Origin of the sequence: Staphylococcus sp. OJ82 (assembly GCF_000294465.1) — a bacterium.
Classification (GTDB): Bacteria; Bacillota; Bacilli; order Staphylococcales; family Staphylococcaceae; genus Staphylococcus; species Staphylococcus equorum.
Map to the genome: position 1 here is coordinate 676,677 of NZ_ALPU01000010.1, position 19,142 is coordinate 695,818.

Here is a 19,142-nt window from a genome sequence, read left to right on the forward strand (position 1 = left end):
CTATTTGATTAGAATATATCATAATGCCAACAAAGTCAGTGACTTTGTTGGCATTTTTTGTGCTCGCTATCCGCAATCACAATCTCATCCTGTAGTCTTCAGCTAGTGCTTTAAATAAATGTATAACTAATGGAAATAGAAATGTTGCCTTGATTTCAAATAAGTACTTACTAGTAAACTTTTAGTTTAATATGAAAGCAAACAGCACACCAACCTTATGTTGATGTGCTGTTTATAATATTTATTTTATTGTTAAAATTCTATTCTTTCTTTTCACCAGTTTCTCTATCAATACTCTTATCTATTCTTACATTTTTCAGAGATGTATCTCCTCCAATTTGGTGGTAGATTAAGCCTTTAACTTGTGGATTTGTTAAATGCGCTTCCCCTTTTTGATATATCGGTGCAACTGGTGCATCTTCCAACATCATTTCTTCTGCTTTCTTCATAGCAGCATTACGTTCTTCCGGTTTTTTCAATAATTTGCCATTAGCATCTTCAATTAATTGATCATATTCTTTACTACCCCAGCCAGTATTATTCTGAGCAGCACCTGTTGTCATAATACTTAAGAATGTTAATGGGTCTGGGTAGTCTGGTCCCCAACCAGATAATGAGGCTTCGTGTGTTTCAGAAGACTCTTGATTCAAACGTTGTTTAAATGGTAATTGTTTAATTTTCATTGTGACACCAGGCAACGTTTTTTCTACTTGAGCTTTAATATATTCTGCTGAAATTTTTGAACTTGGTGTATCTTCAGTATTCATCGTGAATGTCAGATCTTTTATACCTAAATCTTTTTTAGCTTTTTCATAATGTTCTTTAGCAGCTTCTGGGTTATATGATAATGGCGAATCAATCGTTTCCGCAAAATCTTTACCATCAGGTGTTTCTGCTGTTAATTTAGATGTGAAACCATCTGTTGCTTCCGAACCATCATTTTTAACAGCATTTACATAGCCTTCTTTATTAATTGCTTGTGAAATTGCAAGCCTCATATCTTTATTCTTAAATGCTGGTACAGTTTTTTGGTTTAATTTGATATAAAATGTACTTGCTAATAAGCGTTTTTTCAAACCTGCATTATCTTCATATTTATCAACCTGGTCAGCAGTAATGACAGTATCATCAACAGAGCCTGTATCATATAATGATGCCCCTGCTTGTTGGTCTTTCAATACTTTATAATTTACACGATCTAAATGAACCGCTTCTTTATCCCAATAATCTTCATTTTTTACCAGTTGAATTTTATCTTCAACCCTCCATTGTTCTATTTTGAAAGGTCCATTAAACACTGTTTTATCAGCTGTAGTACCATATTGCTGACCATGTTTTTTAACAACTTTTTCATTTTGTGGCATAAATGTACCAAAAGCGAACATTTCATTAATATACGGAATTGGTTTGTTTAATTCTACTTTTAATGTATGATCATCAACTGCTTTAACGCCTAATTCATCCACATCTTTTTTACCCATATTAATATCTTCCGCATTTTTCAAATCGTACATAATATAGGCATATTCAGATGCTGTTTCAGGATTAACTACTCGTTTCCATGCAAACTCGAAGTCATGCGCAGTAACTGGATCTCCATTTGACCATTTAGCATCTTTACGCAATTCAATCGTTAATGTTTTACCGCCATTGCTTTCTTTAGGCATTGCCTTTGCCACACCTGGTTGCGCTTTATCATCTTTATCTAATGTATACAGTCCTTCATAAATTTGGTTATACATATCAAATGACACTGTATCTGTTGCCAATGCTGAATCCAGTGACGTAATATCTTGAGATAACACTTTTCTAAATACTTGTCCTTTATCTGAATATATACCTTCAGCACTACCACAGCCTGCTAATACTACTGTCAGCGCAATGAGTATCGTAAATAACTTAAACTTTTTCATCATAATCCCCCTTTCCCCTTTTATACAGACGGTTCCTGTGTTTCAGATTGCAGTTTTTCCGCTTCTTCATCTGTTGTAAATACATAATGGTTTGGTCGTACTTCGTGCAATGAACGCTTGTCATTGTTCTCTGCATCTTCTTTAAAAACGGTTCTCTTTCTCACTCTTTCACTTTCAGGATCTGGCTGAGGTACAGCTGAAAGTAAAGATTTGGTATAAGGATGCATAGGATGATGATAAATCTCATCAGCACTACCTAACTCAACGATTTTACCGAAATGCATCACTGCAATTCTGTCAGAAATGTATTTCACCATTGAAAGGTCATGGGCGATGAATAAGAATGTAATGCCACGCTCTTTCTGTAATTTTAATAACAAGTTTACAACTTGCGCTTGGATAGAAACGTCTAATGCAGAAATCGGTTCATCAGCAATAATAAACTCTGGTTGTACTGCTAATGCACGTGCAATGCCGATACGTTGGCGTTGTCCACCAGAAAATTCATGTGGGTAACGGTTCGCATGCTCTTTACTTAGACCTACTGTTTCCAATAAATCATAAACACGTTTCTTACGATCTTTAACCCCAGAAGCAAGTTTATGTATATCAATACCTTCAGCTACGATATCCATAACTTTTAAACGTGGATTTAATGATGCATAGGGATCTTGGAAAATCATTTGTATTTTTTTATTAAATTTCAATGAGTCTTTACGATTTTTTATCTTTTGAATATCTACGCCTTCATATAGTATTTCTCCATCTGTAATATCATTCAATTTAATAATGGCTTTACCTGTAGTTGATTTACCACAGCCTGATTCTCCTACTAAACCAAATGTTTCCCCTTTAAATACATCGAAGGAAATGTTTTCGATGGCTCTAACTTCATTTCGCTTACCTTCATTAAAATATTGTTTTAAGTTTTTCACTTGTAATAGCACATCTTTATTATTTTCCATCGAACGACACCCTTTCTACTTGTTGAGGTTTATCGTAATTATTTGGCATTTCACGTAAACGTTTCTGCACCATTTTTGGCGGCTCAATATAAGGTGAACGTTCGTCCAACAACCACGATTTCACAAAATGTGTAGGTGATACTTGAAACCAAGGTGGTGGCGTCTTAAAGTCTATATCTAATGCAAATTGGCTACGCTCTGCAAAAGCATCTCCTTTAGGTGGGTGTAATAAATCTGGCGGTGTCCCTGGTATAGCTAACAATTCTGTTTCTGAACCTGTAGTTAAATCTGGCATTGATGATAATAATCCCCAAGTGTATGGATGTTTAGGATCATAGAATATTTCATCTACATCTCCGGTTTCTATCATCTGACCACCATACATTACTGCCACACGATCTGCGATATTCGCAACCACACCTAAATCATGTGTGATAAATATAATTGATGTACTAATTTTATCTTGAAGCTCTTTCATCAACTCTAATATTTGTGCCTGCATCGTTACATCTAAAGCGGTTGTTGGTTCATCGGCAATCAATACTTTCGGTTCACATGCTAGTGCTGTTGCAATAACGATTCTTTGTCTTTGTCCGCCTGAAAATTGGTGCGGATAGGCAGTGAAACGTTTTTCTGCATTTGGTAAACCTACTAAATTGAGTATCTCTAAAGCACGTTTTTTCGCATCTACTTTATTATAATTTCTATGCTTCATCAAAGGTTCCATAACTTGCTTGCCAATCTTCATCGTTGGATTTAAAGAAGTCATTGGATCTTGGAAGATCATAGATATATCTTTACCTCTAAGTTTAATTAATTCTTGTTCTGATTTCTTTGCTAAATCTTCTCCTAAGAAATTAATTTCACCTTTTTTAATTCTACCTGCATCACCTTGAAATAATTTAGTGATTGCTTTTGTTGTGACTGATTTCCCCGAACCAGATTCACCAACAATTGCGAGTGTTTCACCTTTATCGACAAAGAAATCAACACCTCTAACTGCTTGCACTTCCCCAGCATCGATATCAAAGGAAACATGCAAATTATTCACTTCTAATACTCGTTCTGACATAAATGTTGCCCCCTTTTATTATCTGCGCATTTTAGGATCAAATGCATCGCGTAATCCATCACTAAATAAGTAGAAGAATAAAATTAATAAACTTAATACTACTGCTGGTATAAATAATTCATGCGGGTGAATTAACAGCATTGCTCTACCTTCATTTACTAACGAACCTAACGACGTCTTAGGTGCCGGTACACCAATACCAATGAAACTTAAGAACGCTTCGAAGAATATGGCATTAGGTACTGTAAACATAGAAGTTACTACGATAACGCCAAGTGTATTAGGTAAAATATGTTTGAATATTAATTTTAATTTTGATGCACCTAATGTTGTAGATGCTAAGACAAATTCTTGTGTTTTTAATTTTAAGAATTCACCACGTACTACACGACTCATACCAATCCAACCCGTAAGTGCCATGGCTAAAATGATGGTCCAAATAGATGGCTCGAAAATTAATACGAATAAGATAACCACGATCAGTGTAGGTATCGAAGCAACAACTTCTATAATACGCTGCATGACATTATCTATCCGTCCTCCAAAGAATCCAGATATTGCACCATACACAACACCTATAAATATATCGAGCAAAGCTGCTACCACACCAATGAATAATGATACTTGCGCACCTTGCCAAGTTCTTGACCATAAATCTCTACCTAATTGATCTGTACCAAACCAAAAGTTTTCTGTAACGCCTGCTTCTTTATAAGCATCGACACCTTTTGCGCCTTCACCATCAAATGGCAAAAATGGTATTTGATCTAGCACAGGTATTTTAGCTGGTAAGTTACGTCTATCTACATCTTGTTCTGCATAATCATGTGAACTTAATAAAGGCCCAATCAATGCTAGTAGTACGATAAGGATTAAGCCAATCATCCCAACTACGGCCAATTTATTTTGTTTCAATTGCTTCCATGCATCTTGCCAAAAGTTTTTACTTTCTCTTTGCATTTCCGGTTCTTTTTCAATATCATTCTTACTTCTAATAAAATCAGATGCCGGTATACCTTCTGAAGTATGCGTCATAACTGCATTTGAATGATCATCTGTTAATTTTTCGTCTTTTTTATCAGCCATTATTTTTTACCCCCTTGTATACGGATACGCGGATCAATTAAACCGTATAAAATATCTACAATGAAAATGGAGACAATAAACAATGTACTGAATAAAATTGTTGTCGCCATGATAACTGGGAAGTCATTCGTAGTGATTGATCTCACGAATTGATCCCCTAATCCTGGCACACCGAAAATATTTTCAATTGTCAAAGTACCAGTTAAGATACTTGCTAACATCGGTACAATAATCGTAACAACCGGTATCAATGCATTTCGTAATGCGTGACCAAATAGTACTCTCATTGTTGAATTACCTTTTGCACGTGCTAACAAGATATAATCCGAACTTAAAACTTCTATCATCTCTGCTCTTATGTATCTTGCCACCGTTGCTAATACTGCTGCCGATAGTGCTAATGATGGCAGTATCGCGGTCGATATTCCTTCCCAACCTGCAACTGGTAACCATTGTAATCTAACTGCAAATACGTATTGGAGCAATACTGCTAAAACGAATGATGGTACTGATACTGCAATAACCGAAATGACGGTGGCTGTATAGTCGACCCAACTGTTTTGCCGTACTGCTGCTATAACTCCTAAAATCAACCCTAATATCACACCAATAACCATAGCTGTCAGTCCCATTTCAAGCGATGGTAATAATCTTGGTTTTATTAAGTCCCATACAGGTTGGTTATCATATTGGAATGAGTTACCAAAATCCCCCGTAACGACATTCTTTAAATAACTTGCATACTGTACAGGTACAGGTTCATTCAAACCATACTTTTCATTTAAAATTTGCTTCTGCTCTTCATTTAATTTTTCATCATTAAATGGTGAACCTGGCATAAGCTTCATTAAGAAAAATGTAATCGTAATGATTATGAACAATGATAAAATCATATATCCCAAACGCTTTAAAACATACTTAAGCATATTTTATCCCCCTTTAAATTCAGAATTAACATTCCCTTTGAAATATTCAGAATATTTATTAACATTATACTTTTACTTTACGTGTAAAGCAATATTGTTTTGCTTTACATTATTAAAGAATTTATTAACAATTTATTTTATAATCTTATACAAGTGTTGATATAATTGAATTTATAGAAGTTTATATTCATTTTTTAGTTATATTAAGTTACAATAAATTTATTGTATAATTGGAGGAGTTAATATGAAACGCATAACAAGTTTACTGATTTGGATACTTTTTACACCTTTACTCGCTTTGTTAGTTTGGCTATTTGCTTCACATACATTAGTCTTATACATCAATACCTTTTTCTATATTTCCATTTCATTAGCTATCTTCTTCTTCATTATTATTGTTGTCCAAGAAGGTATTTTAGATCCTACAAGCTATGGTTTTAGAAGATTAAAATACCAACTTACTAACAAAAAACATAAAGACACACTCGAAAATGACGAGTTTTTCAAACCTACGCAAGCAAAAAAAGAAAATTATTTTGTTACGCCATGGGTTAAAATTGCATTTGCTTGTAATTTATTTTATTTATTACTCTCTATCGTAATTTCTTTTGCAATATAAAAGACTGCATTAGATATTGTTTATTTTTCAACAATACTCTAATACAGTCTTTTTATTATCTTGTTTCTATATTGGGATTAAAGAATAGTGCATAGTAAAGTAAGGCGAAACCGATTAATACAACTGCAGCAACATAGACTGACATCATCCATGGCAGTAAAAATGCCCCCAAAATCAATCCGAATCTAGATAATACATTGGCTCCATAATAAGATACCATGCCAAATGTAGAATAGGTACTGCGCTTGTCATCAGGTATCATTAAAAAGCGCTGCGCATTTTGAATCGGTGAATAAATTAATTCTCCTAACGTGGCAATGATTGCAAATAAACACAATATCCAAAATGCACTGGCTGACGTCAATACACTATAACCTATCGTATATAACACTATACCGATGATAAAGACAGTTTTTTTAGAAGTTTGCGCTATAAGTCGATTCACTGTAAAAGTTAACGTCGCTACCACAATCGTATTGATAATCATAATGACAGTAAACATTCTGACACCATCTATGTAAAATCCTAAAAAATAAAAAGCTTCAAACTCATCTTTTAATCTAACTACGACATATGAATTTAAACTGAGTTCTGCCATAAAAACTAACATCATTCCTAAATTAAAAATCATATAGTATTTATCTTTAAGTACAACATGATAACTATTCACAAAATGTTTAAAGCGAGATGTCAGTTCTTCTTTCTTATTATAAATTTGTGCTACGTCATAATATTTTTCAAATAAATACCAACTCACTAACATAGCGAAGAAAAACATAATAAATAATAAATGCTTATGACCTAAGTATAGTAATGCACCTAACATCATCCCTATCGCCGTACTAATATTAAACATCCAATAATTGACTTGATATACATATTCCCTTACCTCTTCGTATATCGCATCCATGATGGCCGCATCAAAAATAGGTTGACTCGCCGCAAATAAAATTTCAAAAATAAATACTGTAGCACAAAAAATAATTAAACCGACACCATCCATAGTTACAGTTATACTTAATATAATTAAGCATATAGCATATAAGAAATGTATGTAATTAACGACTTTCTTCCTATTATAATTGTCGCCTAAGTATCCACCTAGAAAAGACACAAAAAAACTAACTACAATATTTGTGATTAAAAAAGCGCCAGCAAAAACTGCATTTGTTTTGCTCGTTAAATATAAAGCCATAAAGGGTAAAATCGCTTGACTCGCTACATTCAAGATGAAATCTGCTATTAATCTTGTTTTCAAAGTGGTTGATAACGTCATAAATTTCTTCAAATTTCATCCCTCCTGACTGCTAAATTATTCCCATTATACATGAATCGTTTGTTCTGTAAACACAATTTTCAAAATTAATATTTTATCATTATAAAGTTAATAAAAATCAAAATGTAGTCTAAGTACAAACTTAGAAAATGTATTAACATTGAAAAAATAAAACCTCAACCTAAAAAACAGCCAAAATCTTAAATTTCGGCTGTTTTCATTAATTTATATTCGTCTTAGACATATTCATTTTAAATCTTTTTAAATTAAAGTTTATAGATTTAGTCAGCGAACTTTTTTAATACGATTACAGCATTATGTCCACCGAAGCCTAAACTATTACTCATCGCATAATTAATTTCTAAGTCTTCCGCTTTATTTGGTACAATATCAAGATCACATTCTGGATCTGGAGAGTCTGCATGAATTGTTGGCGCAATACGACTATCTCTAATAGAAAGTGCAGAGAATATTGCTTCTAATCCACCTGTAGCACCTAGTAAATGACCTGTCATCGATTTCGTCGAACTTATCTTTAATGATGCAGCAGCTTCTCCAAACGTATTTTTAATTGCTTGGATTTCTGTTAAATCTCCAACTGGTGTACTTGTGCCATGTGCATTAAGATATTGTACTTCTTTAGCCTCTATACCAGCATCATCTAAAGCAGCTTGCATTGCACGCGAACCGCCTTCGCCTTCTGGTGAAGGTGCAGTAATATGATGTGCGTCGCCACTAGAACCATAACCTACAACTTCAGCATAGATTTCTGCCCCACGCGCTAGAGCTGAATCAAGAGATTCAAGAACTACGATACCAGCGCCTTCGCCCATAATAAAACCATCACGACCTTCTTGGAATGGTCTACAAGCTGTTTCTTTATCATCATTTGTAGATAAAGCGCGACTTGCACTAAAACCTGCTAATGCCATATGCGTTATAGGTGCCTCAGCTCCGCCTGAAATCATTGCGTCTGCATCTCCACGTTGTATAACTTTAAATGCTTCACCAATTGAATTCGTACCTGTCGCACATGCAGTCACTGTCGCACCATTAGGGCCTTTAGCACCTAAATCAATTGATACTTGCCCTGCTGCCATATCTGGAATAAGCATTGGTACAAAGAAAGGACTCACGCGTCTAGGACCACGGTTTAATAATTGGCTATGTGAAATTTCAAATGTTTCCATACCGCCAATACCAGACCCAATCCATACACCTATTCTATTAGCAGTATTTTCGTTAATGACTAATTTAGCATCTTGTACTGCTTCTCTAGCTGCAACCACTGCGTATTGTGTAAAACGATCCATACGTCGCGCTTCTTTTTTAGGCATGTGGTCTTCAATATTAAAATCTTTTAGCTCACTCGCTAAATGAACATTATAATCTGTTGTATCTACACGTGTAATGGTATCAATACCGCTTACACCGTTTAGAGCATTATTCCATGATGTTTTTGCATCGTTACCAAGAGGTGATAATGCTCCAATTCCTGTAATTACAACACGTTGTTCTTTGGTCATATTTTATCCTCCTATTTTCCCCATCTTAATGTTACAGCGCCCCATGTAAGACCGCCGCCAAATCCTACTAGTACTAGGACATCATCATCTTTAATCTTGCCATTTTCTAATTCTTGAGAAATACTTAACGGAATAGAAGCCGCTGAAGTATTACCATATTTATCTACTGAAACACTCATTTTTTCTTTTGGAATGCCTAAGCGTTCTCGCGCTGATTCCATAATTCTTATATTTGCTTGATGTGGTACAAACAAGTCTACATCTTCAGGTGTTAAATTTGCTTTAGCTACTGCATTGTTAGATGCTTCGCCCATGATTCTTACTGCAAACTTAAATACTTCACGTCCATTCATAGATATTTTTCCATTTTCAGGATTTAAATATAGATATTTACCTCCTGAACCATCTGAACCTAATTCGTAGCTTAAAATACCACGGCCTTCAGATACTTCTCCAATGACAACTGCGCCAGCACCATCACCAAATAAAATTGCAGTTGAGCGGTCTGTAAAATCAGTGATTTTAGATAATTTATCTGCACCAACAACAAGTATGTTTTTGTAGTCGCCTGATTGAACAAATTGCTTGGCATTTATCATGGCATACATAAAACCACTACATGCTGCAAGTTGGTCCATTGATGCAACTTTACCAATGCCTAATTTTTCTTGTAATATGTTAGCAACTGTAGGAAATGGAAAATCTCCAGTTGATGTTGCAACGATAATCATATCAATTTCTGATGCTTCGATATTCGCATCTTCTATCGCTTTTAAACTTGCATGATAAGCTAAATCTGAAGTTTCTTCATCTTCATCCGCCCATCTTCTTTCCTTAATGCCAGTCATTTGTGAAATCCATTTATCTGAAGTTTCTAAAAATGATTCAAAATAGGTATTGTCTACAACATTTTTAGGTGTGTATGCACCAAAACCTTTAATACCCACGTCCATGGTTGTACACCTTCTTATTTTTAATTTTAATACCAGGTATTAATTTAACATAATACACATTTCAAATACAAGAACAACACCTAACATATAAGATGTTTTACAGATTAATTATAATTTAAAGCTACTGTTATAACAATGTAAAACTATGAATCTAACTTTGCTACTATACAAATAGCGCTTTCTTATTTATAATGAACCTATATATATTATATTGGAGGCATTACATAATGAAATACCTCGCAACTTTATTTTGGTCTATTGTCTTATTGCAAATGATTAATTTTGTGCTTAATAGTTTAGCAGGCGGTGGCGAGCTTAATCTCATCACACCTATTGTAGGCGCGATATTTTTCACTATTATTATTGTATTATTTGAAATGGTTATTAAAGGCAATAATGATGATACAAAGGAACAACATTAGAACACGTCTATAATTAGACGCGAAAAAAAATGCCAACAAAGTCAGAGACTTTGTTGGCATTTTTTGTACTAATTTTTAAAATTAAGTGTCTACTTATCAAACTCTTATTCATTGTTTGGTTTGATTTCTTCAAATATCAAACCATCATCCACTAAGTCTATGTTTACTTTTGTACCTTCTGTTAAGTTTTCTTTAATCATTTTGCGTGCCAGTGGTGTTTCAATTTGTCTTTGCACAAAACGTTTCAATGGTCTAGCACCAAATTGTGGTTCATAAGCTTCTTCACCTAGCCATGCTTTTGCTTTATCAGACACATCAATTGAGAGTCTTTGTGACATAAGTCTGATGTTTAATTGCGTTAATATTTTATCTACAATTAAACTCATATCGCCAATTGTTAATGGTTTAAAGAGTACAATATCATCCATACGGTTGATAATTTCAGGTTTGAAATATTGATTCAAGCTATTCATTACAGCTTTTTCAGTTGCATCAGTAATGACACCTGCATCTTTAACATTTTCTAATAGTACTTGAGATCCTATATTACTTGTCATAATAATAATTGTATTTTTAAAATCAACTTCTCGACCTTTAGAATCCGTTAAACGACCTTCTTCTAATATTTGTAAAAGCACATTAAATACATCTGAATGTGCCTTTTCAATTTCATCTAACAATATCACTGAATAAGGATTACGGCGAACTGCCTCTGTTAATTGTCCACCTTCATCATGGCCTACATAACCTGGAGGTGCACCGATTAAGCGTGAAACTGAGTGTTTTTCCATATATTCACTCATATCGATACGAATCATATGTTTTTCAGAATCAAATAACGTTGATGCTAATGATTTAGCAAGTTCTGTTTTACCTACACCTGTTGGACCTAAGAATAAGAAACTACCAATGGGTCTATTGGGATCTTTAATACCCGCACGTGCTCTTACAACAGCGTCTGCAACTAAATCTACCGCTTTATCTTGTCCTACTACACGCTCATGTAAAATATCAGATAGATTTAATAATTTTTCTCTTTCAGTTTCAACAAGTTTAGATACTGGTATACCTGTCCAAGAACTAACAATATCGCCAATTTCTTCATCTGTAACAATTTCGCGAATGATGCGATCATTATCACCATTTTGTTCGTTTTGGAACGCATCTTCAAGTTCACGTAATTCTTTTTCTAATTCTGGAATTTTACCATGTTGTAATTCCGCTGCTTTTTCTAAATCATAATTATTTTCAGCATCTTCTAATGCTTTTCTACTTTCATCTAATTCTGTACGTTTTTCTTGTAGTTTTGCTATTTTACCTTTTTCTTCTTCAACACGAGATTGTATTGCATTTTGTTTTTCTTTTTCATTAGATAATTCTTGTTGCAATTCTTGTAAACGCTGTTTACTTAAATTATCAGATTCATTTTTTAAGGCGCTTTCCTCAATTTCTAATTGCATTACACGTCTATTGACTTGATCTAGTTCAGTAGGATTGGAACCCATCTCAGTGCGGATCGTTGCACACGCTTGATCCACTAAATCAATCGCTTTATCAGGTAAAAAACGATCTGTAATATAGCGATCTGATAATTCTGCAGCAGCTACGATTGCTTTATCTTGTATACGGACACCATGATACACTTCGTAACGTTCTTTTAGTCCACGTAAAATTGAAATTGTGTCTTCTACATCAGGTTCAGATACATTTACTTTTTGGAAACGACGTTCTAAAGCCGAATCTTTTTCAATATATTCTCTATATTCATTCAATGTTGTTGCACCAATACAATGTAATTCGCCACGTGCAAGCATAGGTTTCAACATATTCCCAGCATCCATAGCACCTTCTGTTTTACCTGCACCAACAAGCATATGAATTTCATCAATAAATAATAAAATTCTGCCATCTGAATCTTTCACTTCTTTTAATACTGCTTTCAAACGTTCTTCAAATTCACCACGATATTTAGCACCTGCTACAAGTGCACTTAAATCTAATTCGAAAATTGTTTTATCTAGTAAAGATTCAGGTACGTCTTTACGCACAATACGTTGAGCTAGTCCTTCAACAATTGCTGTTTTACCAACGCCAGGTTCACCTATCAATACTGGATTATTTTTTGTTTTTCTACTTAAAATTCTGACTGTATTTCTAATTTCTTCGTCACGACCTATGACTGGATCCATATTCCCTTTACGTACTTCTTCAACTAGATCGCGACCATATTTTTCTAATGCTTCATAATTTGATTCTGGATTTTGTGACGTCACGTGATTACCTCCTCTTATTTTTTTAATAATTTCTTCGATGACTTCTTTTTTGTTACCGACAAACTGTTTTGTTGTTTCATCAATTTCCATGGCAGAAAGTATAAGATGTTCCATAGATATATATTCATCTTCATAGGAATTCATATAAAATTCTGCTTTATTTAAAAGTTCGTTTGCTTTAGGGCTGATGTATTGCCCATATTGAATGTTTTCTCCTTGAACCGATGGATAATTTTTTAATTTTTCATTATATGCATTAACAAGTTGTTCTGTATTAATATTTGCTCTTTCTAGAACACTTTTAAATAGGCTTTCATTTTCTTCAAGTGCTGCTTTAAGCACAGCTTCAATTTCTATATTTTGGTTCTCATTTTCTTTTGCCAATTCAACTGCTTTTTGTAAAGCACCTTGAACTGCATAGGTCATTTGATTAATATCCAAAATGATTCACCTCACCATTAAAAGTTTGATCAAAATAAATCAAGTTTGACTTTGACTTTCTTTGACCTTAATTTAATTATAGTCTTTTCCATTTAAATAATCAACAAATTAGTCTACATTTTAAAATTTATTTCACCTATTTATAAGTCAATGTCTATCAGTCTTTTGCCCATTTTTCACTACGCTTAAACACTGTTTTTCCGCTTTTAAATAGCGTGGTAAAAACTTGATTAAAAAGTATATTCTGCTAGACTTCTTGTAACTTTACAATAAAGGAAGTGTCCAAAAATGACTGAAGAAATCAAAGTGCCTGTCCCACCTTTCAATGCACAGAGCGCCTTACAAAAAGTGAAAATGGCAGAAACTACATGGAATACTAGAGATCCAGAAAAAGTATGCTTAGCATATACAGAAGATTCAGTTTGGCGAAACCGTAGTGAATTTTTCGAAGGTCGTGAGCAAATTAAAGCATTTCTTTATAGAAAATGGGATAAAGAACTAGATTATAAATTAATGAAAGAATTGTGGTCCTATACTGACAACCGTATATCTGTTAGATTTGAATACGAATGGCGAGATGCAAGTACAAATCAGTGGATGCGTACGCATGGTAATGAACATTGGGAATTTAATGCTAATGGATTCATGACAAGACGTGATATGAGCGCGAATGATTACCCTATTCATGCAGCAGATAAAAAATATTGAAATTAAAATGTGCAATTCATCATAGCTGTATTTTATGACCACGTTTGACTAGTTAATACAACACTAGACAAAGACTACAGTTTGAAGCTATAGTCTTGGAAAGCATGCATAAAAATTATCGACAAAGCGTAAGACTTTGTCGACATTCTGAACGTCCTCAAAAATTGAGGGCGTTTTATTATTTTAATTATACACTTCCTCATATTACTTCTTGTTTATTCATCATTTTTTCGGAATTATATGTTTTAATATTTTATCAGTCATAGCTTCAACACCTGACTTTTCTAAATGAATACCATCTGGTGCAAAGTATTCAGAGTGACCTGCAGAACGTTTGTACCAATCGATGAGCATGACATTATCATGTTCTTTAGCTGCATCATTCATCAGCGCATTAACGTGACTTTCATAATTTCTTGGTACTCGTGTGTTTATTAAATAAACTTTAGCACTACCAAATTTACCAATTAATTCATTTAATTGTTCTTTAGAAAAATCACCGTTTGTACCTAATTCTAATATGACTTGGTCATACTTTTTATTATATTGCCGTTCCACTAACGGTATAGCATCATATAAATTTCGTCCAACTTCACCGTCAATTTTAGCATTAGGCACACGCGAATTTAGATGTTGACCAATATCAACCATAACGGAATCACCAATAAACAACGGTTTTAAATCCGTGTACACTTTATTATCCTTATCCTTTTTAAAATTTGCATTACCTAAGAAATTAACATCATCTACTGGTATTGGATGCACTAAAGTTTTATCAATTTTTTCTGTATTAAAAGTCGTCTTTTTATTTGAATCTGTATCTTTACCTAAATGATCAAAAGCGCCTACAAAAACGAAGAGCGTTGGAATCACAATAAGAGTTAATATTACAGTTCTAATAAATCGAACTTTATTAAGCTTTTTAAACGTAAATATTTTAAAACCATTTTTCCTAAACGGTGTCTCAATATAACGATAAGATAATTCTGCGAAAATAGCTGTGAAAGTTAAGTCTATAATATAAACGTAAACAGGTATTTGACCGTCTACATAATAAGCATGTAAAAAACTAATAATTGGAAAATGCCATAAATATAAACTATACGAGCGTTTGCCAATATAGACAAACAAACGGTTACCAATAATTTTAGCGAAATAACCAGATGGATGTACTACGCTAATTATCACAAATAAAGTTAATGTGGATATTAAATAGAATCCTCCATTATATATCCAACTACTATCATCACTTACTTTGAAAAACACTAACAATAGTCCTAGTAAAGCGAACATGCCTATACTATCAATTATATTGCGCAAAATGATATTAGGGTCTTTTTTTAGTTTGAATGGAGGCCAAATAAATGCAAGGATTACCCCTAACAACATTGTCTGTAGTCTCGTATCAGTCCCAAAATACACACGAGAATGTGATGAATGTGGCCCTGAAATAATGACCATCGTCAATAAAGAAATGATTGATGTCGCTAAAAAAATTAAGATGACATTACGACGTTTTTTCATTGTTAAAAGCAACATTATCAAAATTACCGGAAAAAATATGTAGAATTGTTCTTCAATCGCAAGCGACCATAAATGTTTAAGTGGCATGAATGCAAACTGTTCAAAATAATTAACATCTGTTGCTATATACCACCAATTAGATACATAAAGAAATGCCGCAAATGCATCATGTTTTATGCTAACAATATGTTCAGGTTTAAAGATAAGTGTAGCCAATGTAACTACAAGTACTAATACGAAAACTGCAGGTATAAGTCTTTTAACTCGACGCAACCAAAATTGTTTCAAATTTATAATACCTGTTTCTTCATATTCTTTTAACAATAAACTCGTTATTAGATAACCTGATATAACAAAAAAAGTATCGACACCAATGAAACCACCAGATAACCATTGTTTATTTAAATGATATATGATAATTCCAATTACTGATATTGCTCTCAATCCATCTAGTCCTGGCATATAACGCGTATGCTGTTGTATACCATTACGCTGATTCAAATTATTTTTCATTTTATCTCAAACTTTCTTCATTAAAATGTATAAATGACTGTATGTATAGTAACGTATTACAAAAGTCATTGTAATACTTTTGTAATATAACTGCAATACTTTTAATGAATTGAGCAATATAAAATCAAACATTTTAAATTGTTTGTATTTTAGAAGACAAAAAAACTAGTCTAAGTAAAAGTACATTTGAAAATGTACTTACTAGACTAGTTTTCATTCTACATATTAAAGCTTAGCTTACGCCTAAAGCAATCTTAGCGTAACGAGACATCTTATCTTTGCCCCATGGTGGACTCCAAACGATATTAATCTCTGTATCCTTAACTTCCGGAACTTCAGCTAATACTTCTTTTACTTGATTCATAATCTGCGGTCCCATTGGACAACCCATAGAAGTCAGTGTCATATCTACTGTGCATAAGCCTTCATCATCAACATTCACATTATATATTAAGCCTAAGTTCACAATATCAATACCTAACTCAGGGTCAATTACCATTTCTAAAGCACCTAATATGCTATCTTTTAAATCTTCCTCCATAAATTTCACCTCTTCGTATTTAATCTTATTAACAATATATCAAATATCTTACAAAACGCCAATAAAATGCTATGATATTTATACATCAATTATCAAAGATTAAGGAGATTTACATGAAACCTTATTTAATTTGTCTAGATTTAGACGGAACACTTTTGAACGACGAAAAAGTGATCACACCATATACCAAAGAAGTACTAACAACTTTACAAAATCAAGGTCACAAATTAATGATTGCTACTGGTCGACCTTACAGAGCAAGCCAAATTTATTATCATGAACTTAACATGAATACACCTGTCGTTAACTTTAACGGCGCATTTGTACATCATCCAAAAGATGATCAATTTGAAACAATGCATGAAAGACTAGATTTTGATTTAGCTCGAAATATTATTCAATCTTTAAATGATTTTGGCGTTACTAATATTATTGCAGAAGTGAAAGATTATGTATTTCTTAATAGCTATGATCAAAAATTATTCGATGGTTTTTCCATGGGTACGCCAAAAATTGAAACAGGCGATTTACTTACATGTTTAAATGAATCACCGACTTCAATTTTAGTAGAAGCAGAAGAATTTATGATTCCTAGAGTTAAACAAATGCTTACACGATTCTATGCAGAAAATATTGAACACCGTAGATGGGGTTCACCTTTCCCAGTTATAGAAATCGTAAAACAAGGTATCAGCAAAGCACGCGGTATTGATTATGTTAAAACACATTTAGATATTGATAGAAATCATATTATCGCATTCGGTGATGAAGATAATGATTTAGAAATGATTAAATACGCAAAACATGGTATCGCAATGGAAAATGGCTTAGATGAGTTAAAACATATTGCGAATGAAGTCACGCATTCAAATAATAATGATGGTATTGGTCGTTATTTAAATGATTACTTCCAATTAAACATTCCATATGAAGTAACTGTAAAATCTTATATTTAATATGAGAATTACTCACTAGGAGGCAATTTATTATGAATAAGATCATAGTCGTTGGTGCTGTTGCTGGTGGTGCGACTGTCGCCAGCCAAATAAGAAGATTAGATCAAGAAAGTGAAATCATTGTCTTCGAGAAAGATCGTGATATGAGTTTTGCAAACTGCGCCTTGCCTTATTATTTAGGAAACGTCGTAGCATCAAGAGATCAAATACTAGAAGCAACACCAGAATCATTTTACGATGCTAAACAGATTGTAGTGAAACCTTATCATGAAGTAACCTCAATCAATGATACTTCACAAACCATAACTGTTTACGATTACACCCAAGATAAAACCTTTGAAGAACGATATGACACATTAATTCTAAGCCCTGGCTGTAGTGCTAATACGTTAAACTTAAATAGCGATATGACATTCACTTTAAGAAATATGGAAGATACAGATGCAATTGAAGACTTTATTGAAGCTAACCAAGTTAAAAAAGCGCTCGTTATCGGCGCTGGCTATATTGGTTTAGAAATTATAGATAATTTATATGAAAGAGGTATCGCACCTACGTTAGTTCATCGTTCAACACATCTCAATAAATTAATGGACGAAGACATGAATCAGCCAATTATCGATGAAATTGAAAAAAGACATATAGACTATCGTTTAAATGAACAAGTATCCAAAGTTATTGGTAATGAAGTTCACTTTAAGTCGGGTAAAGTCGAAGATTATGACCTTATAATAGAAGGTATCGGAGTCAAACCAAATTCAGCATTTATTGAGTCATCCAATGTCATTCTAGATGACAAGGGCTATGTGCCAGTGAATGATCAATTTCAAACTAACATTCCTAATATCTATGCTTTAGGTGATATTATCACTTCACATTATCGCCATGTAGATTTAAATGCACATATCCCGTTAGCTTGGGGTGCACATCGTGGTGCAAGCATCATTGCAGAACAATTAGCCGGTGACCCATCTATACAATTTAAAGGTTACTTAGGTTCAAATATTGTAAAATTTTTCGATTATACTTTTGCAAGTGTCGGTGTATCTCCACAGGAACTTTCGAACTTCGACTATGAAACTGTTGAAGCCAAACAAGGAGAACATGCGGGTTATTATCCAGGTAATACAAAGTTACATTTACGCATTCATTTTGACAAAACGAACCGACGTATTTTACGTGCCGCTGCTGTTGGAAAGAAAGGTGCAGACAAACGTATAGATGTGCTGTCTATGGCAATGATGCATAAATTAACTATAGACGAATTAACAGAATTTGAAGTTGCTTATGCCCCACCCTATAGTAGACCTAAAGATATCATTAATATGATTGGTTACAAAGCACGCAATAAATAGCACTAGTGATTCAAACTAAAAGGGACCTTCCAAAATTGGAAGATCCCTTTTTAATTAAACTTGATTTATGTTT

At 33.5% G+C, this 19,142-nt stretch carries 16 protein-coding genes; 5 read left to right on the top strand and 11 right to left on the bottom strand.

The genetic code is table 11. From position 1 onward, the window contains the following. Nucleotides 1-260 precede the first annotated feature (260 nt). From SOJ_RS10645 to opp3b, 5 genes are read right to left on the bottom strand one after another with little or no spacing between them, the layout of a single operon-like run. Complete coding sequence (locus SOJ_RS10645) at nt 261-1,913, bottom strand: peptide ABC transporter substrate-binding protein (RefSeq protein WP_002508103.1); 1,653 nt, start codon at nt 1,911-1,913, stop codon at nt 261-263. 20 nt (nt 1,914-1,933) lie between these two features. Next, on the bottom strand, nt 1,934-2,878 hold the full coding sequence (locus SOJ_RS10650; protein WP_002508104.1) for an ABC transporter ATP-binding protein: 945 nt from the start codon (nt 2,876-2,878) through the stop codon (nt 1,934-1,936). Continuing rightward, entirely contained in the window at nt 2,868-3,950 is a 1,083-nt protein-coding gene (locus tag SOJ_RS10655) for an ABC transporter ATP-binding protein (protein WP_002508105.1), read from the bottom strand. The genes SOJ_RS10650 and SOJ_RS10655 overlap by 11 nt, the downstream gene beginning before the upstream one ends. Nucleotides 3,951-3,968: 18 nt before the next feature. Next, nucleotides 3,969-5,036, bottom strand: a complete 1,068-nt coding sequence (opp3C, locus tag SOJ_RS10660; RefSeq protein ID WP_002508106.1) for an oligopeptide ABC transporter permease — start codon at nt 5,034-5,036, stop codon at nt 3,969-3,971. Then, nucleotides 5,036-5,962 carry an oligopeptide ABC transporter permease gene (opp3b, locus tag SOJ_RS10665; protein WP_002508107.1) on the bottom strand — a complete coding sequence of 309 codons (927 nt, stop codon included), beginning with the start codon at nt 5,960-5,962 and terminating at the stop codon, nt 5,036-5,038. The genes opp3C and opp3b overlap by 1 nt, the downstream gene beginning before the upstream one ends. Nucleotides 5,963-6,206: 244 nt before the next feature. Here opp3b and SOJ_RS10670 point away from each other — a divergent pair, with 244 nt between their 5' ends. After that, nucleotides 6,207-6,581, top strand: a complete 375-nt coding sequence (locus SOJ_RS10670; protein WP_002508108.1) for a DUF3899 domain-containing protein — start codon at nt 6,207-6,209, stop codon at nt 6,579-6,581. Between the two features lie 55 nt (nt 6,582-6,636). Here the strand turns inward: SOJ_RS10670 and SOJ_RS10675 are convergent, their stop codons facing one another. From SOJ_RS10675 to SOJ_RS10685, 3 genes are all read right to left on the bottom strand, one after another. Beyond that, nucleotides 6,637-7,869, bottom strand: coding sequence for an MFS transporter (locus SOJ_RS10675; RefSeq protein WP_002508109.1), 1,233 nt, complete (start codon nt 7,867-7,869; stop codon nt 6,637-6,639). 269 nt (nt 7,870-8,138) lie between these two features. Beyond that, nucleotides 8,139-9,383, bottom strand: coding sequence for a beta-ketoacyl-ACP synthase II (gene fabF / locus SOJ_RS10680; RefSeq protein WP_002508110.1), 1,245 nt, complete (start codon nt 9,381-9,383; stop codon nt 8,139-8,141). Nucleotides 9,384-9,394: 11 nt separating this feature from the next. Continuing rightward, the gene (locus SOJ_RS10685; RefSeq protein WP_002508111.1) at nt 9,395-10,336 is read right to left on the bottom strand and encodes a beta-ketoacyl-ACP synthase III; all 942 of its coding nucleotides are present in this window, start codon (nt 10,334-10,336) and stop codon (nt 9,395-9,397) included. A gap of 227 nt (nt 10,337-10,563) precedes the next feature. On the opposite strand from SOJ_RS10685, the gene SOJ_RS10690 reads away from it, so the two are divergent. Continuing rightward, nucleotides 10,564-10,758, top strand: a complete 195-nt coding sequence (locus SOJ_RS10690) for a DUF2929 family protein (RefSeq protein WP_002508112.1) — start codon at nt 10,564-10,566, stop codon at nt 10,756-10,758. A 104-nt stretch (nt 10,759-10,862) separates the two neighbouring features. Here SOJ_RS10690 and clpB read toward each other — a convergent pair whose 3' ends face one another. Then, nucleotides 10,863-13,472: an ATP-dependent chaperone ClpB gene (gene clpB, locus SOJ_RS10695; RefSeq protein ID WP_002508113.1), complete on the bottom strand. Its 2,610-nt coding sequence runs from the start codon at nt 13,470-13,472 to the stop codon at nt 10,863-10,865. 288 nt (nt 13,473-13,760) lie between these two features. On the opposite strand from clpB, the gene SOJ_RS10700 reads away from it, so the two are divergent. Continuing rightward, nucleotides 13,761-14,180, top strand: a complete 420-nt coding sequence (locus tag SOJ_RS10700) for a nuclear transport factor 2 family protein (RefSeq protein ID WP_002508114.1) — start codon at nt 13,761-13,763, stop codon at nt 14,178-14,180. 222 nt (nt 14,181-14,402) lie between these two features. Here SOJ_RS10700 and SOJ_RS10705 read toward each other — a convergent pair whose 3' ends face one another. Both SOJ_RS10705 and SOJ_RS10710 read right to left on the bottom strand, forming a co-directional pair. Further along, the gene (locus SOJ_RS10705) at nt 14,403-16,217 is read right to left on the bottom strand and encodes an acyltransferase family protein (RefSeq protein WP_002508115.1); all 1,815 of its coding nucleotides are present in this window, start codon (nt 16,215-16,217) and stop codon (nt 14,403-14,405) included. A gap of 232 nt (nt 16,218-16,449) precedes the next feature. Beyond that, a complete protein-coding gene (locus SOJ_RS10710) occupies nt 16,450-16,758 on the bottom strand; it encodes a metal-sulfur cluster assembly factor (protein ID WP_002508116.1) in 309 nt (102 codons plus the stop codon). 113 nt (nt 16,759-16,871) lie between these two features. Here SOJ_RS10710 and SOJ_RS10715 point away from each other — a divergent pair, with 113 nt between their 5' ends. Together SOJ_RS10715 and SOJ_RS10720 are read left to right on the top strand one after the other, a co-directional pair. After that, the gene (locus SOJ_RS10715) at nt 16,872-17,714 is read left to right on the top strand and encodes a Cof-type HAD-IIB family hydrolase (RefSeq protein ID WP_002508117.1); all 843 of its coding nucleotides are present in this window, start codon (nt 16,872-16,874) and stop codon (nt 17,712-17,714) included. Nucleotides 17,715-17,746: 32 nt separating this feature from the next. Then, the gene (locus tag SOJ_RS10720) at nt 17,747-19,069 is read left to right on the top strand and encodes a CoA-disulfide reductase (RefSeq protein WP_002508118.1); all 1,323 of its coding nucleotides are present in this window, start codon (nt 17,747-17,749) and stop codon (nt 19,067-19,069) included. Nucleotides 19,070-19,142: the final 73 nt, after the last annotated feature.